This is a genomic window from Paraburkholderia lacunae, from assembly GCF_003353175.1.
GTDB lineage: Bacteria > Pseudomonadota > Gammaproteobacteria > Burkholderiales > Burkholderiaceae > Paraburkholderia > Paraburkholderia lacunae.
Map to the genome: position 1 here is coordinate 450,385 of NZ_QHKS01000001.1, position 21,432 is coordinate 471,816.

At 62.3% G+C, this 21,432-nt stretch carries 20 protein-coding genes and 1 other RNA gene; 4 read left to right on the forward strand and 17 right to left on the reverse strand.

Translation table 11 applies throughout. The features are described 5' to 3' along the window. Positions 1-128: 128 nt before the first annotated feature. Both rpsI and rplM read right to left on the reverse strand, forming a co-directional pair. Positions 129-521, reverse strand: coding sequence for a 30S ribosomal protein S9 (gene rpsI, locus DLM46_RS02190; RefSeq protein WP_115099046.1), 393 nt, complete (start codon positions 519-521; stop codon positions 129-131). A gap of 11 nt (positions 522-532) precedes the next feature. Beyond that, positions 533-961, reverse strand: coding sequence for a 50S ribosomal protein L13 (gene rplM, locus DLM46_RS02195; protein ID WP_027198819.1), 429 nt, complete (start codon positions 959-961; stop codon positions 533-535). A gap of 881 nt (positions 962-1,842) precedes the next feature. Here rplM and DLM46_RS02200 point away from each other — a divergent pair. Beyond that, complete coding sequence (locus DLM46_RS02200; protein WP_028196390.1) at positions 1,843-2,265, forward strand: OsmC family protein; 423 nt, start codon at positions 1,843-1,845, stop codon at positions 2,263-2,265. Positions 2,266-2,364: 99 nt separating this feature from the next. Here DLM46_RS02200 and rnpB read toward each other — a convergent pair. From rnpB to pyrC, 3 genes are all read right to left on the reverse strand, one after another. Next, an RNA gene (rnpB, locus tag DLM46_RS02205) (RNase P RNA component class A) lies at positions 2,365-2,778 on the reverse strand. Positions 2,779-2,884: 106 nt separating this feature from the next. Then, positions 2,885-3,712, reverse strand: a complete 828-nt coding sequence (locus DLM46_RS02210) for a DUF3025 domain-containing protein (RefSeq protein WP_115099047.1) — start codon at positions 3,710-3,712, stop codon at positions 2,885-2,887. A gap of 11 nt (positions 3,713-3,723) precedes the next feature. Next, a complete protein-coding gene (gene pyrC / locus DLM46_RS02215; protein ID WP_115099048.1) occupies positions 3,724-4,785 on the reverse strand; it encodes a dihydroorotase in 1,062 nt (353 codons plus the stop codon). Between the two features lie 176 nt (positions 4,786-4,961). Between pyrC and DLM46_RS02220 the strand changes: the two genes are divergently transcribed. Continuing rightward, the gene (locus DLM46_RS02220; RefSeq protein WP_115099049.1) at positions 4,962-5,888 is read left to right on the forward strand and encodes a class II glutamine amidotransferase; all 927 of its coding nucleotides are present in this window, start codon (positions 4,962-4,964) and stop codon (positions 5,886-5,888) included. Positions 5,889-5,991: 103 nt separating this feature from the next. Here the strand turns inward: DLM46_RS02220 and DLM46_RS02225 are convergent, their stop codons facing one another. From DLM46_RS02225 to DLM46_RS02250, 6 genes are all read right to left on the reverse strand, one after another. After that, the gene (locus DLM46_RS02225) at positions 5,992-6,717 is read right to left on the reverse strand and encodes an amino acid ABC transporter ATP-binding protein (protein WP_115099050.1); all 726 of its coding nucleotides are present in this window, start codon (positions 6,715-6,717) and stop codon (positions 5,992-5,994) included. Further along, a complete protein-coding gene (gltK, locus tag DLM46_RS02230) occupies positions 6,714-7,391 on the reverse strand; it encodes a glutamate/aspartate ABC transporter permease GltK (RefSeq protein ID WP_115099051.1) in 678 nt (225 codons plus the stop codon). Before gltK ends, DLM46_RS02225 begins: the two co-directional genes overlap by 4 nt. After that, positions 7,391-8,131: an amino acid ABC transporter permease gene (locus tag DLM46_RS02235; RefSeq protein WP_115099052.1), complete on the reverse strand. Its 741-nt coding sequence runs from the start codon at positions 8,129-8,131 to the stop codon at positions 7,391-7,393. Before DLM46_RS02235 ends, gltK begins: the two co-directional genes overlap by 1 nt. An 82-nt stretch (positions 8,132-8,213) precedes the next feature. Beyond that, positions 8,214-9,107: a glutamate/aspartate ABC transporter substrate-binding protein gene (locus DLM46_RS02240; protein ID WP_115099053.1), complete on the reverse strand. Its 894-nt coding sequence runs from the start codon at positions 9,105-9,107 to the stop codon at positions 8,214-8,216. 341 nt (positions 9,108-9,448) lie between these two features. Next, positions 9,449-10,762 (reverse strand): Glu/Leu/Phe/Val family dehydrogenase, encoded by a 1,314-nt coding sequence (locus DLM46_RS02245; protein ID WP_115099054.1) that lies wholly within the window; start codon positions 10,760-10,762, stop codon positions 9,449-9,451. 136 nt (positions 10,763-10,898) lie between these two features. Beyond that, positions 10,899-11,855 (reverse strand): LysR family transcriptional regulator, encoded by a 957-nt coding sequence (locus DLM46_RS02250; RefSeq protein WP_115099055.1) that lies wholly within the window; start codon positions 11,853-11,855, stop codon positions 10,899-10,901. A 274-nt stretch (positions 11,856-12,129) separates the two neighbouring features. Between DLM46_RS02250 and purB the strand changes: the two genes are divergently transcribed. Beyond that, positions 12,130-13,518, forward strand: coding sequence for an adenylosuccinate lyase (gene purB / locus DLM46_RS02255; protein ID WP_115099056.1), 1,389 nt, complete (start codon positions 12,130-12,132; stop codon positions 13,516-13,518). A 100-nt stretch (positions 13,519-13,618) separates the two neighbouring features. Here the strand turns inward: purB and DLM46_RS02260 are convergent, their stop codons facing one another. The 4 genes from DLM46_RS02260 to edd form a co-directional block, all read right to left on the reverse strand. Then, positions 13,619-14,122, reverse strand: coding sequence for a gluconokinase (locus tag DLM46_RS02260; RefSeq protein WP_115099057.1), 504 nt, complete (start codon positions 14,120-14,122; stop codon positions 13,619-13,621). Positions 14,123-14,132: 10 nt separating this feature from the next. Next, positions 14,133-15,518: a GntP family permease gene (locus DLM46_RS02265; protein WP_115099058.1), complete on the reverse strand. Its 1,386-nt coding sequence runs from the start codon at positions 15,516-15,518 to the stop codon at positions 14,133-14,135. 253 nt (positions 15,519-15,771) lie between these two features. Further along, positions 15,772-16,416: a bifunctional 4-hydroxy-2-oxoglutarate aldolase/2-dehydro-3-deoxy-phosphogluconate aldolase gene (gene eda / locus DLM46_RS02270; RefSeq protein ID WP_115099059.1), complete on the reverse strand. Its 645-nt coding sequence runs from the start codon at positions 16,414-16,416 to the stop codon at positions 15,772-15,774. Between the two features lie 2 nt (positions 16,417-16,418). After that, positions 16,419-18,335 carry a phosphogluconate dehydratase gene (gene edd / locus DLM46_RS02275; protein ID WP_115099060.1) on the reverse strand — a complete coding sequence of 639 codons (1,917 nt, stop codon included), beginning with the start codon at positions 18,333-18,335 and terminating at the stop codon, positions 16,419-16,421. Positions 18,336-18,626: 291 nt separating this feature from the next. On the opposite strand from edd, the gene DLM46_RS02280 reads away from it, so the two are divergent. Next, entirely contained in the window at positions 18,627-19,472 is an 846-nt protein-coding gene (locus DLM46_RS02280; RefSeq protein ID WP_115099061.1) for a MurR/RpiR family transcriptional regulator, read from the forward strand. 60 nt (positions 19,473-19,532) lie between these two features. On the opposite strand, the gene DLM46_RS02285 is transcribed toward DLM46_RS02280, so the two are convergent. Together DLM46_RS02285 and DLM46_RS02290 are read right to left on the reverse strand one after the other, a co-directional pair. Then, positions 19,533-19,949: a CopD family protein gene (locus DLM46_RS02285; protein WP_115099062.1), complete on the reverse strand. Its 417-nt coding sequence runs from the start codon at positions 19,947-19,949 to the stop codon at positions 19,533-19,535. 124 nt (positions 19,950-20,073) lie between these two features. Next, on the reverse strand, positions 20,074-21,345 hold the full coding sequence (locus DLM46_RS02290) for a glutamate-5-semialdehyde dehydrogenase (protein WP_115099275.1): 1,272 nt from the start codon (positions 21,343-21,345) through the stop codon (positions 20,074-20,076). Positions 21,346-21,432 lie beyond the last annotated feature (87 nt).

The following is a 21,432-nucleotide window of genomic DNA, read 5'->3' on the forward strand; positions in this document are numbered from 1 at the left end:
AATCAATGGGTTCTTCCCGCGACTCTCGTCCCGCGGCGTGGGCGCGGCCAATAAAAAAGCCGCCTTCGCGAAAGCGTCGGCGGCTTTTGCTGCGCTCTGGCCCAAGAGCCGGATCGCACCCGAAGCGATTAACGCTTCGAGAATTGCTTCCTGCGGCGTGCCTTGTGGAAGCCGACCTTCTTACGTTCGACTTCACGAGCATCACGCGTCACGAAGCCAGCATTCGACAGAGCCGGCTTCAGCGTTGCGTCATAGTCCATCAGCGCGCGGGTGATGCCGTGGCGAACCGCACCGGCTTGACCCGTTTCACCGCCACCCGTCACGTTGACCTTGATGTCGAACGTAGCAGCGTGGTTCGTGAGTTCCAGCGGCTGACGCACGATCATCAGCGACGTTTCGCGCGAGAAGTAGTCGGCGATAGGCTTGCCGTTCACAACGATGTCGCCCTTGCCTGCCTTGATGAACACACGTGCGACGGCGCTCTTGCGGCGGCCCGTGCCGTAATTCCAGTTACCGATCATGTGGGCTCCCCTTAGATCTCGAGCGCTTTCGGCTGCTGTGCCGAATGCGGATGCGTTGCTTCGGCGTAGACCTTCAGCTTCTTGATCATCGCGTAGCCGAGCGGGCCCTTCGGCAGCATGCCCTTGACCGCTTTCTCGAGCGCGCGGCCCGGGAAGCGTTCCTGCATCTTGCCGAACGTCGTTTCATAGATACCGCCCGGGTAACCCGAGTGACGGTAGTACTTCTTGTCAGTAACCTTATTGCCCGTGACTTTCAGCTTGCCGGCGTTGATAACGATGATGAAATCACCGGTGTCGACGTGGGGAGTGAATTCAGGCTTGTGCTTGCCGCGAAGACGGTGTGCCACTTCGCTGGCGACACGCCCGAGAACCTTATCCGTCGCGTCAATCACGTACCATTCGCGCGTCACCTCATGGGCTTTTGCGGAAAACGTCTTCATGATCGATCCAAAAAAATTGCTGCGCCCTATGTTTTTCCTGCTTGTAGTGTGCGCATCGAGGCGCGTGCAGGCTCTCCCTGTTCTTCCTCCGCGGGCACGAATGCGGAAAAGCCTTGGATTATAAGGGAAAATTGCGCAGCAAGTCAAAAGCCGCCGGAGCACGTCGAAACCGGCCCGCCCCGGTCAACCCGCCTCCGAACGCTCCTCGCGCGACGGCGCGGCATGTGCCGCCGCGCAACGCCGAACCCCGGCGCGCCTAGGACGGCCGGCCCGCAACAGTCCCCGGTTGAGCCGCCCAACCATCTCGAATAGGGTGGGAACGCGTTGAACAGCGCTCAAGCCGATCTCAAATCCCAGACTGGCTGAGCATCTCGGCACTGACCAACCGGGCATCGGATTGATCCGGTTGATCCATCAACCACTTCGGTGTCACCGGCAAGCCGGCAAAACGCGGGCGAAAAAAAACCCGAACGAGCGGTTCGGGTTTAATCCACCAAAGGAGGAGGTGGAGGAGACAGCGGAGGTTGCAGAACTGCTGCAACCGATGGGATCGATTATATGAGGCCCCCTTGTGCGACGCAAGAACATTTGCATTGCGAAATGCGATTTCATTATGTGAGATTCACAATAACCTGCCATCACACCGGAAATTCTCTTTTAAATCAAATATAAAATCGCCACGGAGCGGCTGCGAAGGTCGACATCGACTAGAGTAAAACCCCTAAATTCATCAGGGCATTCCCGAATCCGCGGAACGTACCGCACCGCAACACGCAAGCGGTCATTGCGCATAATTTCTCACCGAAGTCCCTCCGGGCGGATACGCAAACGCCGGGCTACAATGCCGTCTCGAAGACAAGCGACGCGCGGTGGAGCACAGCATGGAATGCAAAGTGAGCTGGATGGGGCAAGACGGGATGGCGTTCGCCGCCGAGACGGGCAGCGGCCATCTGGTCATGATGGACGGCGCGCCGGAAGGCGGCGGCCGCAATCTCGCGCCGCGTCCGATGGAAATGGTACTGCTCGGCACAGGCGGCTGCACGGCTTACGACGTCGTGATGATCCTGAAGAAAAGCCGCCAGGAAGTGGCCGGTTGCTCGGTGACGCTGAAGGCCGAACGCGCAAGCGAAGATCCGAAGGTGTTCACCAAGATCCACTTCCACTTCACCGTGACCGGCAAGAATCTGAACCCGGCTACCGTCGAGCGGGCCATCAATCTGTCGCACGACAAATACTGCTCTGCGTCGATCATGATCGCGAAAACGGCCGAACTGTCGCACTCGTTCGATATCGTCGCCAGTTGAGCCCGGCGTTTCGGCGCAAATAGCGCTCTTGACGCAGGCAATGGCAGGCACCAAAAGAAAATGCCGACGTCCACACGGACGCCGGCATTTTTCATTCAGTGGCAAAGCAGGCCGATAAGCCGGATTCTGTGCACGCGCCGCGTCCGAAAACGCCGCGCGCGTGGCAGCCATTCCTCTAGGCGCGCCATTGCTGACGCGCTCAAGCTTCCTACCCGCAGACGAGACGGGGGCCCCGTCCTGCATCTCGAAGATGCGCGCCTGCCTACTTGGAATTGCTCCGGGTGGAGGTTACCGTGCCGGTCTGCCTTGCAGCAGCCGCGGTGCGCTCTTACCGCACCGTTTCACCCTTACCTGATCCCGGCTTGCGCCGGGCCATCGGCGGTTTGCTTTCTGTTGCCCTGTTCCGCGTGTCACCACGGATGGCCGTTAGCCATCACCCTGCCCTGTGGAGTCCGGACTTTCCTCGCCCTCCTTGGCCGAAGCCGCAAAGGCCGCGACTGCCTAGCCTGCTTTGCTGGAGCGGATTTTACCACCGCGACGGGCGGCAAGCGGCTTGCGCGGTGGAACTAGCCGACCAGGCGGCATCGCTGACGAGGCCCGCGCCGCGCCCGCCGACGCTTTAGCGCGAACGGCGCCCTGCGCGGAACACCGACGCGTCGTCGTAAAACACGGGCGATTCGTTGTCCGGCCACCAGCCTGGAATGCCCAGCACGGGTAGCGGCGCGAACAGGCGGCTCGTCAACGGTTCGGTATTCAGCAGCGCATGGCTGACCGTTTCGTCCAGCCATGCGTTGCGCGCCAGTGCGGGCCATCCGAAGTAATCAGACGGGACATCGACGATCCACGCGTGACCTGTGCACGCCTTGAACGGTGCGATCAGCTTTTCCAGCAACGCATGACCGAAGCAGCGCACCTCGCAATGCGTGCCCCACGCATCACGCCGGGAAACCAGCAGCGTCTGCCAGTCGAATCCGCGCAGGGCGGCAGCCAATGCCGGGTCCGCGCAAGCGAACAGCAACGCGTTTTCGTCGAATAGAGTCAGCGTATCGCGCACGCCGCCGCGGGTCGGCCCGACGCCTAAAACGTCGATCGCCGCCGACTGCCGCGCGTTCAGCGCCGCCTTGATGCGCGGAAACGCAAACCACATCGACGCGTTGAAGAAGTCATGCAGATTGTGGCGCGTCGGCACGCAGCCGGTCGACGCGATATGCGCCTCGTAAGCCGCGCCTGGCGGCAAATCGTCCTGCGCGATGAACGCGAGGCGCTGGCCGCGGCCGGTGCGCTGCTGCATCGCACCGGCATCCGCGTTCATTTCGGCGAGCAACTCCGCATAGCCTTTGAGCGCGGCCTGCTGCCAACGCTCGCCGCGTTCGGCAAATGGCGCGAACCACGGCTTCGACCAGTCGATATCGGCGAAACCCACGCGCGCCGCCTCCTGCACCTGCATCCAGTCCGACCTCAGACCAGCCGCCAGCCAATCGGCTCGCCGCCGCGCAACGGCACAACCGGCGTATCGCCGACCGGCAATTCAGCGGGCAACGTCCATTCCTCGCGACGCAACGTGACGTGTTCCTCGCTGCGCGGCAGACCGTAGAAATCCGCCCCAAAGAAGCTCGCGAAGCCTTCGAGCTTATCCAGCGCACCCGCTTTATCGAACGCTTCCGCATACAGTGCGAGCGCGTGCAACGCCGTATAGCAGCCGGCGCAGCCGCACGCGTGCTCCTTCAAGCCCTTCGGATGCGGCGCGCTATCGGTGCCGAGGAAGAAGCGCGGATTGCCCGAGGTCGCAGCCTCGACCAGCGCCAAGCGATGCGTCTCGCGCTTCAACACCGGCAGGCAGTAGTAATGCGGGCGAATGCCGCCCTGGAAGATCGCGTTGCGGTTATACAGCAGATGGTGCGCGGTGACCGTCGCGCCCAGCAGACCCGGGGCCACGCCGGCTTCACGAATATAGTCGACAGCGTCCTTCGTGGTGATGTGCTCGAACACCACCTTCAGCGCCGGAAACGCGCGGCGCAGCGGCGTCATCACGCGATCGATGAACACCTTCTCGCGATCGAACAGATCGATCGACGAATCCGTCACCTCGCCGTGCACCAGCAGCGGCATGCCGGTTTCCTGCATGACTTCCAGCGTCGCCGCGCATTTCATGATGTCGGTGACGCCCGCGTCCGAGTTGGTCGTCGCGCCCGCCGGATACAGCTTCACGCCGTGCACGAAGCCGCTTTCGCGAGCGCGGCGGATTTCGTCGGGCGGCGTGTTGTCGGTCAGGTACAACGTCATCAGTGGCTCGAACTTCACGCCGGCCGGAATCGCGGCAACGACGCGCTCGCGGTACGCCTGCGCCATCGCGGTAGTGGTGACCGGCGGCTTCAGGTTCGGCATGATGATCGCGCGGCCGAACTGGCGCGCGGTGTCCGGCAGCACGGCGGCCAGCATCGCGCCGTCACGAACGTGCAAATGCCAATCGTCCGGGCGGGCGAGTGTGAGGGAGTCGAGGCGAGCAGTAGAAGCAGTCATGGCGGGAGGGGGACGAACCTCGGCGACAAAGCCAATCGACGCGTGGATACCGCAGCAAACCGCAGCGTTGCGGCCTGAACACACGTCAATTTAGCTATTTGGCGGTTCTGGCTCGGTGATATGCTTGGAAAATCATCATTGTAACGGCTCGCCCCGTTCACAGGCTTACCCGCAACATGTGCCAACTTCTCGGAATGAACTGCGCCGCGCCGACGGACGTCACTTTCTCGTTCACCGGCTTTGCGGCGCGCGGCGGCGTCACCGATCACCATGCCGACGGCTGGGGCATCGCCTTCTTCGAAGATAAAGCCTGCCGCCTGTTCATCGACCATCAATCGTCGGCCACCTCGCCGATCGCCGAGATGGTCAAGCGCTACCCGATCAAATCGAAGAACACGATTGCGCATATCCGCAAGGCGACCCAAGGGCACATCCTGCTCGAGAACTGCCATCCGTTCATGCGCGAGCTGTGGGGGCGGCACTGGATCTTCGCGCACAACGGCGACCTGAAAAATTATTCGCCCACGCTGACGGGCGTCTATCAGCCTGTCGGCACGACCGATAGCGAGCTCGCGTTCTGCGCGCTGCTACAAGGTTTGCGCAAGGCCTTTCCCGGCTGCCAGCCGCCGCTTGAAGAACTGTTCGCCGCGCTCGGAACGCTCACGCGCGAGATCACGCAGTTCGGCGTGTTCAATTTCCTGATGTCGAACGGCCAGGCGTTGTTCGCGCATTGCTCGACGCACCTGCACTTCATCGTGCGGCGCTGGCCGTTTTCCACGGCGCATCTGGTCGATGCAGACGTGTCGATCGATTTCGCCAAGTACACGACGCCGGAAGATCGCGTCGCCGTGATCGCGACGCAACCGCTCACCGACAACGAAGTTTGGACCGCGTTCCAACCCGGCGACCTGATGATGTTCCAGCACGGCGAAGTGATCGGCCGCGTCAATGTGCCGGTGCCGGCCGGCGTGCTCGAAAAGCTGCGCAATCCGGCGCTGGATGCGTCGGCTTCGGCGACCACGATTGCGGCTTCCGTTGGAGCCGCGGCAATGGCCGAAGTCGACCTCGAGGCGGCGGACGACGCCGCAGCGTTCGAGTCCTGATCCCCGCGGGTCATACTCCAAACGCACGCGAGCACCAAATGAAAAAAGCCGCTTCTCCCCGAAGTGGCTTTTTTCTGCCGAAGCGTGAAGCGTCGCGGCAAACTCAGTGCAGGATCTTCGCCAAAAAGTCCTTGGCGCGATCCGACTTCGGATTCGCGAAGAAGTCTTCCTTGCGGTCGTCTTCGACGATCAAGCCCTTGTCCATGAAGATCACGCGATGCGCGACCTTCTTCGCAAAGCCCATTTCGTGCGTGACGCACATCATCGTCATGCCTTCCTGCGCGAGTTCGACCATCACGTCGAGCACTTCGTTGATCATTTCCGGGTCGAGCGCGGAGGTCGGCTCGTCGAACAGCATCGCGATCGGATCCATCGACAGCGCGCGCGCAATCGCCACACGCTGCTGCTGACCGCCTGACAACTGCCCCGGAAACTTGTCCGCATGCGCACGCAGACCGACGCGATCAAGCAGCTTCAGCCCCTTCGCCGTCGCTTCGTCGTTCGAGCGGCCGAGCACCTTGACCTGTGCGAGCGTCAGGTTCTGCACGATCGACAGATGCGGGAACAGCTCGAAGTGCTGGAACACCATGCCGACTTTCGCGCGCAGCTTCGACAGATTGGTTTTCTTGTCAGTCAGCGATTGATCGTTGATGACGATCTCGCCCTTCTGGAACGGCTCGAGTCCGTTCACGGTTTTGATCAGGGTGGACTTGCCCGAGCCCGACGGCCCGCACACCACCACCACTTCACCTTTTTTGACTTCCGTCGTGCAGTCGGTCAGCACCTGAAACTGGCCGTACCACTTCGAAACATTCTTGATTGAGATCATCTTGCGACCTTTTTCTGAAGACCTTTGACGAGGGTCGACGCGACCACACAGATCACGAAATAACACACGCCCGCGAACAGTACCATTTCGACATTCGTGCCGTCACGGTCGCCAATATTCGTGGCGGTGCGGAAGAAGTCGGCGAGGCTGATCACGTAGACGAGCGACGTATCCTGAAACAGCACGATACCTTGGGTCAGCAGCAGCGGCACCATTGCGCGGAACGCCTGCGGCAGCACGATGAGGCGCATCGCCTGCGGGTAGCTCATGCCGAGCGCAAACGCGGCATTGACCTGCCCGCGCGGCACTGCCTGAATGCCGGCGCGGATGATCTCCGAATAGTACGCAGCCTCGAACAGCGAGAAAGCGACCATCGCCGAAGCCAGCCGGATGTCGATATCCGGCGACAAACCCAGAATGTTCTGCAGCACCTGCGGCACGATCAGGAAGAACCACAGCAGCACCATCACCAGCGGGATCGAACGGAAGATCGTGACATAACCCTTCGCGAACCATTCGAACGGCTTGAATGGCGAAAGCCGCATGATCGCGAGCAGGGTGCCCCAGACAATGCCGATCACGATCGCGATCAGCGTGATCTTGAGCGTGACAATGGCGCCGGTCCATAGCGTAGGCAGTGCGCCCGGAATACTGCTCCAGTCGAAATGGTGCATCACTTGCCTCCGATATAGCCGGGCAACCGGGTCTTGTGTTCGACCCAGTGCATCAGTTGCATCACGACCAGATTGATCAGCAGATAGGCCATCGTGACGGCGATAAACGACTCATACGTCTGCGACGTGTAGTCGACCAGCTGGCGCGCCTGCGCGGACAGATCCAGCAGACCGATCGTCGAGGCAACCGCCGAGTTCTTGAAGATATTCAGAAACTCGGACGTGAGCGGCGGCACGATGATCCGGTACGCGACCGGCAGCAGCACATAACGGTACGTCTGCCATTGCGTGAAACCCATCGCCAGACCCGCGGCGCGCTGGCCCTTCGGCAGCGCGTTGATGCCCGAGCGCACCTGTTCGCACACGCGCGCGGCGGTGAAGAGCCCAAGACACACGATCGACGACGAGAAAAACTGCGCACTCGGCGGCAATTGCTTATACCAGGTGCCGATCGACACCGGCAGCAACTCCGGTATCACCAGATACCAGATGAAGAACTGCACGATCAGCGGGATGTTGCGGAAAATCGCGACGTAGACCGTGCCGATGCCTGACGCCCATTTGTTCGGCACCGTCCGCAGCACACCGAAAAACGAACCGACGATCAGCGCGATTACCCATGCCGACAGCGACACGGTAATCGTCACCCAGAAGCCGGACATCAGCCAGCCCAGATAAGTAGTCGGCTCGCCGGTGGAGACCGGACTCAGCAAAATGCCCCAGTTCCAGTGATATGACATGACCAAGACTCCAGCAAAAAGAAACGGAAGAAGCGCGCGGCCCCTTCCGTTTCGTTCAGCGTTTCAAAAAAACAGCTAAGGTTTAATCGATTGCCTTGTCATTCGGGCTCTTGTAGAGCGCCTTCATGTCGTCGCTTTCCGGGAAGTTCAGGTTCAGGCCCTTCGGCGGAATCGGCGATTCGAACCACTTCTTGTAGATCTGGCTGACTTCACCCGAGGTTTCGACCTTCGCGATCGCCTCGTCGACCACCTTCTTGAACTCCGGATCGTTCTTGCGCAGCATGCAGCCGTACGCTTCATGCGACTGCGGCGTGCCGACGATCACGAAATCGCCCGGGTTGTTCGACTTGGCGCGCTCGCCCGCGAGCAGCGCGTCGTCCATCATGAACGCGGCAGCACGGCCGGTGGAGAGCGTCAGGAACGACTCGCCGTGGTCCTTCGCGCTGATGATGTTCATGCCCATGCTCTTGTCCTGGTTCATCTTGCGAAGCAGGCGCTCGGAGGTCGTGCCGGCGGTCGTGACGACCGTCTTGCCCTTCAGGTCGGCCCAGTCCTTGATGCCCGAATCCTTCTTGGTCATCAGACGCGTGCCGATCACGAAGATCGTGTTCGAGAACGAAACTTGTTGCTGGCGCTCGGCGTTATTGGTGGTCGAGCCGCATTCCATGTCGACGGTGCCGTTCTGCACCAGCGGAATACGGTTTTGCGACGTGACAGGGGTGAGCTTGACCTTCAGGTTAGGCATGTTCAGCTTGGCCTTGACCGCGTCCACCACCTTCAGTGCGAATTCCTGCGAATAACCGATGACGTTCTGCTTGTCGTCGTAATACGAAAACGGGATCGACGATTCGCGATGACCCAGCGAAATCACGCCCGTGTCCTTGATCTTCTTCAACGTACCAGCGTCTTGCGCATGCGCGCCAACCGTAAACAGTCCGAGAGTCGCGAGCAGCAGCGCAGCTTTTTTCACCTTCATTTTGATCTCCTTCCTTGGCAAGAACCGGCGCCAGTTTAGCAAAGTAATTATTTTGAAAGTACGGATACAAACGATGATTGTTGCGTGTCCCCCAATCCCCAAAGGCGGCTTCCTGGGAGGCGGGGGACTTCCTGCAGGGCGGGGGACTTCCTCCGGGGCGCGCGCCGCTTGGGTGCTTACGCCGCTTCCGCCCGATCGGTCATCCTTTCCGAATATGCGAAAGCGGGCAGCATCGATACGATGCCGCCCGCCGGGTGATGCACGCGGTCTCGTGAACCGCGTCAAAGCAAGGATTGGCAGCGGCCCGCAAGGTGGCGGACCGGCTGTTTCATGCAGACAAATCAGGGGTAGAGGCCACGCATTTCACGCGCTTGCAGAATCCGCTTGCAGGCCACGATAAACGCCGCGGTCCGCACCGACACATTTTGCTCGCTCGACACTTGCCACACTGCGGCGAATGCTTCGCGCATCACGCGCTCGAGGCGCTGGTTGATCTCGTCTTCGGTCCAGAAAAAGCTCGAGAAATCCTGCACCCATTCGAAGTACGACACCGTCACGCCGCCTGCATTGGCCACCACGTCCGGAATCACGAGGATGCCGCGGTCGCGCAGAATGTCGTCCGCCCCGGTGGTGGTCGGGCCGTTGGCGCCTTCCACGACGATCTTCGTCCTGATCTTGCCGGCGTTCTTCTCGGTGATCTGGTTTTCCAGCGCGGCCGGAATCAGGATGTCCGATTCGACGGTCCAGAAGTCTTCGTTCGCGATCGCGTCGGCTTCCGGGAAACCGCCGACACCGCCGGTCTTCGCAACGTGCTCGAGCAATGCGCCCGCATCGATCCCGCTCGACTTGTAGAGCGACCCGGTGTGGTCCTGCACCGCGACCACCTTGGCGCCCGCTTCCTGGAACAGGCGCGCTGCAATCCCGCCGACGTTGCCGAAGCCTTGCACGGCAATCCGCGCGCCTTCGATGTCGAAGCCGATGCGGCGCGCCGCTTCGCAACCGACCACGAACACGCCGCGGCCAGTGGCTTCCTTGCGGCCGAGCGAACCGCCGAGCGTGATCGGTTTGCCGGTCACGACGCCCGTGGCCGTCTGGCCCTGGTTCATCGAGTACGTGTCCATCATCCACGCCATGATCTGCTCGTTCGTGTTCACGTCCGGCGCGGGGATGTCGGTATTCGGTCCGATGATGATGCCGATTTCGCTGGTGTAGCGGCGCGTCACGCGCTCCAGTTCACCACGCGACAGCGTGCGCGGATCGACACGGATACCGCCCTTCGCGCCGCCGTACGGCACGTTCACAGCCGCGTTCTTGACCGACATCCACGCCGACAGCGCCATCACTTCCGACAGCGTCACGTCCTGGTGGTAACGCACGCCGCCCTTACCCGGACCACGCGACACGTTGTGCTGCACGCGATAGCCTTCGAAGTGCGCGACCGTGCCGTTATCGAGTTCGATAGGCACATCGACAATCAGAATGCGCTTCGGGCGCTTCAGGGTTTCGAGCCAGCGGGACAGCGAGCCGAGGTACGGCGCGACGCGGTCGACCTGGCGCAGGTAGTTGCCCCAGGGGCCGAGGTCTTCGCTATTGAGGTAGGACGGGACGGACTGCAACGATGATGCGGATTGTGCGACTGGCTGCTGGGAAGACATGAACGCTCCGGCGTTGATCGAGTGGCGCCATTGTCGAAAAACGCCGATTTGAAATCCAATGCCGTTTCCTTATCCGATTATGTTTTTTTTGCATAATCGTCGAAAACCTGCAATTTGACGTCGTACCCGAGCAGTTTCAGGCGGCCCGCTGTCCCAGTTCCTCCGACACCACGTCCCACAGCTGACGCACCAGTATCTGCCGCGCATCGTCGCTTTTCGCGGCCAGCTTGTCGCGATAGAGACGGATCTCCATGGTCAGCGTGAGCTGTCCTTCGGGCGTGCCGCGGGTCGCGCGATCCAGCCGGATCAGCTTGCCGTCGGCGACCGCGTCTTCCACCGCGCTGTGCGGCAGAAACGCGATGCCGTGGCCGGCCAGCGCCATCGCCTTGAGCCCTTCGGCCATGTCGGTTTCGTACAGCCGGTCCAGATAGAGGCGTTCCGGCGCGTTGGCGAGGATCACCTCGGTCATGCGGCCGAGGTACGCGTTCGGCGTGTACGAGAGATAAGGTGTCGGCGCCTCGGAACCGCCCGGCAGCGTGTAACGTGGCCGGCCCGCACGGCCTGGCGCGGAGAATGGGCTGATCGGCTCGTTGCCGAGCGTCAGCATGTCGTAACGGGCCGGATCGAGCGCGACCGGGTGGCTGGGATGGTGATAACCCATCATCAGATCGCAGCCGCCTTCCACCAGCGACAAAGCCGCATCGTGCACATTCAGTGCGCGCAGCCGCGTGTGGATCGGTCCCATCTGCGCTTCGATGCGCTGCAGCCAGCGCGGGAAGTAGGTCAGCGAGAGCGTGTGCGGCACCGCGAACTCGATGGTTGCCTGCGGCGTCGCCGTGTGCCCGCGCAGTAGCGCACGCGCCTCGTGGAACTGCGACAGCATCGTGAGCGCCTGCTCGTTGAACACCTGGCCGGCCGCGGTCAGCCGCGTCGGGTAGACCGAACGGTCGATCAATTCCGTGCCGAGCCACGCCTCCAGGGCCTGGATGCGCCGCGAAAACGCCGGCTGTGTGACGTGGCGCAACTCGGCCGAGCGGCTGAAACTACGCGTTTCCGCTAGCGAAACGAAGTCCTCGAGCCATTTCAGTTCCATGCGAGAGCCTGCCGCCGGCGGGGAGAGAAGAAGTCAGCATTCTAGCGGCGCGGCTGCGGCGCCGGCGCATCTCCGGCGCATCGCCAGAGCATCGAGGGCGTTGGCACGGCTTCGATGCGGACCCGAAGCAGACCTGCCAAGGACGTGGCACCGGCCAGGTTCGTGGCGGAATCGATCCCAAGATCGGGCAAGCAGCCGCACAGTGGTAAAATTCGCGGTTCCCTCCGTTCCCGATCCGCTCACTGAGCGCTCAACGCCCCAACCCGCCGCCATCATGTCCGACACCCGCCCCGACACCCTGTTCGCGCTGACCGCGCTCTCCCCGCTCGACGGCCGCTACGCCTCGAAAACCGAAGCCCTGCGCGACTGGCTTTCGGAAGCCGCGTTCATGCGCCATCGCGTGACGGTTGAGATCCATTGGCTGATCGCCTTGTCGCGTGCCGGTTTCGCCGAAGTGCCGCGCTTTTCCGAAGCGTCCGAACAATTCCTGCTGCAATTGGCCGAGCGCTTCACCGCGCACGACGCCGCGCGCATCAAGGACATCGAACGCGTGACGAATCACGACGTGAAGGCGGTCGAATACTGGCTGAAGGAATCGGTGAAGGGTCAGGAAGAACTGGAGCGCGCAAGCGAGTTCATCCACTTCGCGTGCACCTCGGAAGACATCAACAACACGTCGCACGGCCTGATGCTGGCCGGCGCCCGTGAGCACGTGATTCTGCCGGCGCTGCGTTCGGTGCATCAGCGCCTCGTCGCCCTGGCGCATGCGCATGCCGAACAGCCGATGCTGTCGCGCACGCACGGCCAGCCGGCCAGCCCCACCACGCTCGGCAAGGAAATCGCCAATGTCGCCGCGCGCCTGGAACGCGCGATCGACCGCGTCGCGAAGGTCGAACTGCTCGGCAAGATGAACGGCGCGGTAGGCAACTTCAATGCGCACCTGTCCGCGTATCCGGAATTCGACTGGGAAGCGTTCTCGCGTGAAGTGGTCGAGCAGCGTCTGAAGCTCACGTTCAATCCGTACACCATCCAGATCGAACCGCACGATTACATGGCTGAGCTGTTCGACGCCGTGTCGCGCGCCAACACGATCCTGCTGGATCTGGATCGCGACGTGTGGGGCTACATCTCGCTGGGCTATTTCAAGCAACGCACGAAGGCCGGTGAAATCGGTTCGTCGACGATGCCGCACAAGGTCAATCCGATCGACTTTGAAAATTCGGAAGGCAACCTCGGTCTCGCGAACGCGACCCTGCGCCATCTGGCCGACAAGCTGCCAGTGTCGCGCTGGCAGCGCGACCTGACCGACTCGACGGTGCTGCGCAACATGGGTGTCGCATTCGGATACTCATTGCTCGCCTACGACGCGCTGATCCGCGGTCTGGACAAGCTCGAAGTGAATCCGCAGCGTCTGAACGAAGATCTCGACAACTGCTGGGAAGTGCTGGCCGAGCCGGTGCAAACGGTGATGCGCCGCTATGGCATCGAGAATCCGTATGAGCAACTGAAGGAGCTCACGCGCGGCAAGGGCATCACGCGTGAAGCATTGCAGACGTTCGTCGGTGGTCTGGCTATTCCGCAGGACGCGAAGGATCGCTTGCTCGCGATGACGCCGGCATCGTATATCGGCAAGGCCGTGGAACTGGCGAAGCGGATCGGTTAAGACCCAGCCATCGCCTCACTGCTTCAGGTATAAAATCAGCCAAACAAAGGCGCTCCTCGGAGCGCCTTTGTTCATCTTGCTGCGTGAGCGTCGAAAAGCCTCACCGCACCTTCATCTGCTTGAACACCTCGTCGACGATCTCTTCCGGCGACAACTCGATGCTCACCGTAATCGCCTCATCCGGGCCCGGTTCTTCGAGCGTTTCGAGCTGGCTCTGCAACAGCGACGGATCGAAGAAATGGCCGGTGCGCGTGGTCAGCCGTTCGCGCAGCACGTCGTACGAACCCTTCAGATAGACGAAGCACACGTCCTTGTCGCCATCGCCGCCGCCACGCAGAACGTCGCGGTATGAGCGTTTCAGCGACGAACACGTGAACACCGCCTTCTCGCCCGCCTTCTGCTTCTCTTCGATCGCTGCGCGGATGGTTTGCAGCCACGGCCAGCGGTCTTCGTCGGTGAGCGGAATGCCTTGGTGCATCTTCTCCTTGTTGGCGGCGCTGTGAAACGCGTCGCCGTCAGTGAATGCGCAGTGCAGGCGTTCGGCCAGCATTTCGCCAATCCTCGTTTTGCCGGCGCCCGAGACACCCATTGCGATCAGAATCATCAAATACTCCTTACACGACCGTCGCGAGCGCGAAGGTCAACAGCAAACCCATCAGCGAGATGATGGTCTCGAGGAGCGACCATGTCTTGAAGGTCTGCCCCACCGTCATACCAAAATACTCCTTGATCAGCCAGAAACCGCCGTCGTTGACGTGCGAGAAAATCAGCGAGCCCGAACCCGTGGCAAGCACCAGCAATTCCGGCGTAACGTGCACGCCGCTGGCGGCTGTGATCGGCGCGACGATACCGCACGCGGTAGTCATTGCGACCGTCGCCGAACCCGTGGCCAGACGAATCAGCGCGGCCACCAGCCAGCCGAACAGCAGCGGCGACAGATGCATGGCCGTCGCGACGGTGACGATTTCTTTCGAAATACCGCTATCCATCAGCACGCGCCCAAAACCACCGCCCGCGCCGACGATCAGCGTAATGCCTGCGATCGGCGCAAGACATTCGCCGCAGAACTTCTGGATCTGCTCGCGATTGAAGCCGCGGCTCGCGCCGAAGGTCCAGAAGCTGACCAGCACGGCGAGCAACAGCGCAACATCCGAATTGCCGACGAAATGCAGCAAATCGTTCGGCAAGGTCTTCGGCGTGAAGACGAGGTCGGCCCAGCTGCCGACCAGCATCAGGATCACCGGCAGCAGGATCGTAAACAGCGTCACGCCGAAGCTCGGCAGTTCGCGCTTCGGCGCCGCGCTCTTCGCGTTATTTTGCGCGTCGTCAGCGTGGCCGAGAAATTGCGCGGCGAGCGGGTTGTTGTTCGGCAGCTTGATATAGCGGCTGCTAAGCAGCGCGAACAGCGGACCGGCGACCATCGCCGTCGGCACGCCCACGATCAGACCGTAGGCAATCGTCCTGCCGATATCGGCATGATATTGCTGCACCGCGAGCATCGCGGCCGGGTGCGGCGGAATCAGGCCGTGCACGACCGACAGGCCCGCGACCATCGGCAAGCCGACCAGCAGCAGTGATTTATTGGTGCGCTTGGCGACGTTGAACGCGATCGGAATCAGCAGCACGAAACCGACTTCGAAGAACACCGGCAAGCCGACGATGATCGCCACGACCATCATCGCCCAATGAATGTTCTTCTCACCGAACCACGCGATCAGCGTGGTGGCAATGCGCTCCGCGCCGCCGGATTCGGCCATCATCTTGCCGAGCATCGTGCCGAGGCCGACCACGACAGCGATGTGGCCGAGCGTATTGCCGTTGCCGGTTTCGAAAGATTTGACGATCGTGCCGATCGGCATGCCGGATACCAGACCCAGCAGCAGCGATACGATGATCAGGACGAGAAACGGATAGACCTTGAAGCGCGTGATCATCAAGATCAGCAGTGCGATGGCGATCACTGCGAAGACCAGCAGCATGCTGCCGTGGACAGCTTCCATGAAGCTCCTCCTTGTGCGTTATTGATTCTGGGTGCGGAACGCGGCTGACACCTTGTCTCGCAGCGGCCTGAGGCGGCGCCTGAAAACCCGGCTTGCCGCGCGGACGCTGAATTTTACTTGCTGTTGTGTCTCAGGGCGCGCAAAAGTGGCGCGCATATCGAACGAAGCCTCGCCGCAACGGCCCGAGAGGCCGTATCGACGAGGCTTCTTTGCGTCAACCTTGATCGCGGACTAAAGCACGTGCCGTTTCGTCCTAGTGATGGGCAGGCGCGGCCAGTTGGCTCGCGGCGCGCGCGAGGCGCGTGACTTCGTCCCAGTTTTGCGCGGCGAGCGCCGCTTTCGGCGTCAGCCACGAACCGCCGACGCACACCACGTTCGGCTGCGACAGGAAATGCGTGGCGGTTTCAGCCGTAATGCCGCCGGTCGGGCAGAACTTCAGCGTCGGGAACGGGCCGTAGAACGCTTGCAGCATCGGCAAACCGCCAGCCTGTTGCGCCGGGAAAAACTTGACGATTTCGTAGCCAAGTTCCAGCGCCGCGATGATGTCGGTCGGCGTCATCACGCCCGGCAGCAGCGGCAAGCCCGCATCTTGCGCGGCCTTGTGCATGTCTCTCGTCAGACCGGGCGACACGCCGAACTGCGCGCCCGCTTTCTTCGCCTGAGCGCAATGCTCCGGCTTCGTGATCGTGCCGACGCCCACCACGATGTCTTCGGCCAACTGGCTCGCGCGCTCGATGGCTTCCAGACCGGCCGCGGTGCGCAGCGTGATTTCGAGCACCTTCACGCCACCCGCGTGCAACGCGCGCGACACATGTTCGCCCTGTTCGACCGAGTCGAACGCGAGCACCGGAATCACCGGGCCGAGGCGCACGATATCGCTAACTGTTTTCGCCGTCATAGTCAGACTCCTTGTTTCTGCAGCACGTGGCTGGCTTGAGTGGTGCTTGAGTGTTCGCTGGCTTGTCCGCCGTGGTCCGCGTGGCGTTCGCCGACCATCGGACCGAACACCGAGGCGCCCTGCTCCGCCGGCGCCGCCGCCGCACGGAACACGCCGAACAGTTCGCGGCCGAAGCCGACTTCGTTTTCCGCCTGATGCTGCGGCACCGCCTCCGGCCGCGCCGCCCATTCGGCTGCATCGATTTCGATGTCGAGCACACCGGCTTCCGCGTCGATCACCAGCATGTCGCCGGTTCGGACCTTGCCGATCGGGCCTTGCAGCAACGCTTCCGGCGACAGGTGAATCACCGCCGGCACCTTGCCCGACGCACCCGACATGCGGCCGTCCGTCACCAATGCGACGTGGAAACCTTGATCCTGCAGCACACCGAGCAGCGGCGTCAAACGGTGCAACTCGGGCATGCCGTTGGCGCGCGCGCCCTGGAAGCGCACGACCGCGATGAAATCGCGCTTCAGTTCGCCGTTGTCGAACGCTTCCTGCACGGCTTCCTGCGAATCGAACACGATGGCCGGCGCCTTCACCTTGCGATGCTGCGCGGCAACCGCCGAAATCTTGATCACGCCGCGGCCCAGCTTGCCCTGCATCAGACGCAAGCCGCCGTCGGGCTGGAACGGTTCCTTGATGCCGCGCAGCACTGCCGTATCTTCGCTGGCCTGCGCGCCCGGCACCCATTGCAGCTTGCCGTCGAGCAGCTTCGGCTCTTCCGTGTAGTGCTTCAGCCCCTTGCCCGCGACGGTGTTCACGTCTTCATGCAGCAAGCCGCCTTCCAGCAGATTGCGGACCAGGAACGCGACGCCGCCGGCCGCGTGGAAGTGATTCACGTCGGCCTTGCCGTTCGGGTAAATCTTCGCGAGCAGCGGCACGGCTTGCGACAAGGTGTCGAAGTCGTCCCAGTCGATCACGATGCCGGCCGCCCGAGCGATGGCGACCAGGTGCAGCGTATGGTTGGTCGAACCGCCCGTCGCCAGCAACGCGACGATGCCGTTGACGATCGCTTTCTCGTCGATCACGCGGCCGATCGGCATGTAGTTGCCGCGCTCCACCGTCAGATCGAGCACACGGCGCGCGGCCTGCGCGGTCAGCGCGTCGCGCAGCGGCGTATGCGGATGCACGAAGGCGGAACCCGGCAGATGCAGGCCCATCACTTCCATCAGCATCTGATTGCTGTTCGCGGTGCCGTAGAAGGTGCAGGTGCCGTGGCTGTGATACGCGGCGGCTTCCGCTTCGAGCAGCGCGTCGCGGCCGCACTGGCCGGTGGCGAAGAGCTGGCGGGTCTTGGCTTTGTCGTCGTTCGAGAGGCCGCTGCCCATCGGGCCGGCCGGCACGAAAATCGTCGGCAGATGGCCGAATTGCAGCGCGCCGATCAGCAGACCCGGCACGATCTTGTCGCAGATACCCAGGCACAGCGCCGCGTCGAACATGTTATGCGTGAGGGCGACGGCCGTGCTCATCGCAATCACTTCGCGCGAGAACAACGACAATTCCATGCCCGCGTTGCCTTGCGTGACGCCGTCGCACATAGCCGGCACGCCGCCCGCGAATTGCGCGACGCCGCCGTTTTCACGCGCGGCCTCCTTGATGATGTCCGGGTAGTTTTTGTACGGCGCGTGCGCGGACAGCATTTCGTTATACGACGACACGATGCCGATGTTCGGCTGGCGAATCTGCTTGATGACGAGCTTGTCGTTGCCTTCGAGGCCGGCAAAACCGTGGGCCAGATTGGCGCACGAGAGTGCGCCGCGCGCCGGGAATTTGCCTTGAGCGTGCTCGATGCGGGCCAGATACGCCTCGCGAGTGGGCTTACTGCGCTCGACCACGCGTTGCGTGACCTTCAACAATTGCGAATGCGGGGAAACCATCGGAGCTCCTTCGTCGCTGGCCTCGGGTGCGCGGGCACTATGCCAGGCAGGTATCGCGGGAATGTCGGGTCAACCGACGACGCAATCTTAGTAGAAAAACTACACGATCGCAATGCCGACTCCTGCTGCACTGCCGCATCTTCGAATTGCCTGCGTCGCCTTGCTGGCGGCCAGTCGGCGACGAACACGCAAAACCTGGGGATTACACCTAGAACGCCAAATGTAGTTTTTGTACCTTCATGGGCAATCAGATATAGTCCACGCATTCTTCAGCATAGTGCGAGTTTTCCAATGATGCTGTCTCAAGTGGAAGAGATGCGCGAGCAGCTGCGCCCGTCCGAGCGCAAGCTGGCCGATTACGTGATCGAAGCGCCACGCGAGGTGCTGGATCTGTCGATGACCGAGGTGGCCGCGCGTGCCGGCGTCAGCCAGCCAACCATTGCGCGGTTCTGTCATGCGCTCGGTTTTTCGGGCTTTCGCGAGTTCAAGATCCGGCTGGCGCAAGGCATCGCCGCGGAAGTGCCCGCCGTCTACCGCGACGTGCGACCCGACGAGCCGACGCCGGGCGTGGCCGCGAAGGTGCTCGACCGGACCATCGGCGCGCTGATCCAGGTGCGCAACAACCTGTCGTCGGACAGTGTGGCGGCGGCGATCGCGCTGCTGGCGCAGGCGCGGCGCATCGAGTTTTACGGCGCCGGCGGTTCGGGCATTGCCGCACTCGACGTGCAGCACAAGTTCTTTCGCCTCGGCATGCCGAGCGTCGCGTATTCGGACCCGCATACGTTTCTGATGTCGGCGGCGCTGCTGGGCGTGGGCGACGTGGTGGTGGCCATCTCGAATACGGGCCGCACGCGCGATATCGTCGACGCGGCGAAGTCGGCGCTCGCCGCGGGCGCCAAAGTGATCGCGATCACGCACGGCAACTCGCCGCTCGCGCGGCTCGCCACGGTCGGCTTGTTCGCCAACGTCGATGAGGATACGGATATCTTTTCGCCGATGACCTCGCGCGTCTCGCATCTGGCGATTGGCGACATTCTGGCGGTGGGCGTGGCGTTGAGCCGTGGACCGGAACTGGTCGGCAAGCTGGCTCAGGCGAAGGAAGTGATTAATCGACGCCGGATCGACCCTGGCAGCTGACGCGCCGCGCGCAAGTCCGGCGCGGCGGCGTCCAGAGGCAGCCGTCGGCGCGTCGCCGCCTTAAAACGGCTTCAAAACGACCAAAGCCACCGCTGCCAGCATCCCCAGCACCGGCAGTTCATTGAACATCCGATACCACTTATGCGAGCGCGTATTCTCACCGCGCTCGAAGGTCCGCAGCAACACGCCGCAGTACGCGTGATAGACGATCAGCAGCACGACCACGCCCACCTTCGCGTGAATCCAGCCTTGCCCGCGGCCGATCCCCACCGCGAGCCACAGCCACACGCCGCACAACAGCGCCGGCACCGCGATGAACGACATAAAGCGGAACAGCTTGCGCGCCATGAGCAGCAAGCGCCGCACCGCGGCGGGTTCGGTTTCCATCGCCAGATTGACGAAGATGCGCGGCAGATAGAACAGGCCGGCGAACCAGGAAGCAATCAGAACGATGTGAAACGTCTTTACCCAGAGCATCTGGCGGTCCTTGTACCTTGTACCTGTGCGATTGTTTGGCGTGTTTCGGGTGAGTTGGCGCGGCTGCGTTGCGCAGTCGCGCTATGGCCGCGGTCGAGGGGTGAGTGCTGGCCGCCCTGCGTGATTACTGCCTGCCTTCGCCGTGCCCCAGCACCACATATTTCAGCGACGTCAGCCCCTCCAGCCCCACCGGTCCGCGCGCGTGCAGCTTGTCGTTCGAGATGCCGATTTCCGCGCCCAGGCCGAATTCAAAGCCGTCCGCGAAACGCGTCGAGGCGTTGACCATCACGCTCGCCGAATCGACTTCGCGCAGGAAACGCATCGCGCGGTCGTGGTCTTCGGTGACGATCGCGTCGGTGTGCCGCGAGCTGTACGTGTTGATGTGCTCGATCGCCGCGTCGAGACCGTCGACCACTTTGATCGCGAGCACCGGCGCGAGATACTCGGTGCGCCAGTCTTCTTCGGTGGCATCGACGAGCGGACCCACGCCCGCCTCCGACAATACCGCCCGCGCCTCGGCATCCACCCGCAGTTCGACTTCCTTGCTACGGTACAGCTTGCCCAAAGGCGGCAGCACTTCAGCCGCGATACCGCGCGAGACCAGCAGCGTTTCCATGGTGTTGCAGGTGCCGTAGCGGTGCGTCTTGGCGTTGTCGCAGACAGTCAGCGCCTTGGCCAGATCGGCGCGATCGTCGACATACACGTGGCAGATGCCGTCGAGGTGCTTGATCATCGGCACACGCGCTTCGTTCATCAGGCGCTCGATCAGGCTCTTGCCGCCGCGCGGCACGATCACGTCGACGTATTCGGTCATCGTGATCAGCTTGCCCACCGCTGCGCGATCCGCCGTGGCCACCACTTGCACGGCGTCCTGCGGCAAACCAGCCGCTTCCAGCCCTTCGCCGATCAGCTTCGCGAGCGCCGTGTTGCATTCGAGCGCTTCGGAGCCGCCGCGCAGAATCGTCGCGTTGCCGGACTTCAGGCACAGCGCGGCAGCGTCGATCGTCACGTTCGGACGCGATTCGTAGATGATGCCGATCACGCCCAGCGGCACGCGCATCTGACCAACCTGAATTCCGCTCGGCCGGTACTTCAGATTGCTGATTTCGCCAATTGGATCGGCCAGCGCGGCGACTTGCCGCAAACCTTCTACCATCGTCTTCAGCGCCTTGTCCGACAGCGTCAGACGGTCGATGAACGCAGCGTCCAGGCCTTTGTCGCGGGCACGCGCGACGTCGCGCGCGTTGGCTTCCTTGAGCGACGGGCAATCGCGTTCGATCGCCTGAGCAACGGCCTCGAGCGCGGCATTCTTCGCCGCCGTCGAGGCCCGCGCCATCGAACGCGAAGCGTGACGGGCGCGGCGGCCGAGGTCGGTCATGTACTGGTCGATATCCATGGTGAGTCTCGTGATGCCGCGCACGTTCACGTGCAGCGGACAGGCAAAATTAGCGAAAGGTGAAACGATTGTAAGTCGGGTGGTGGC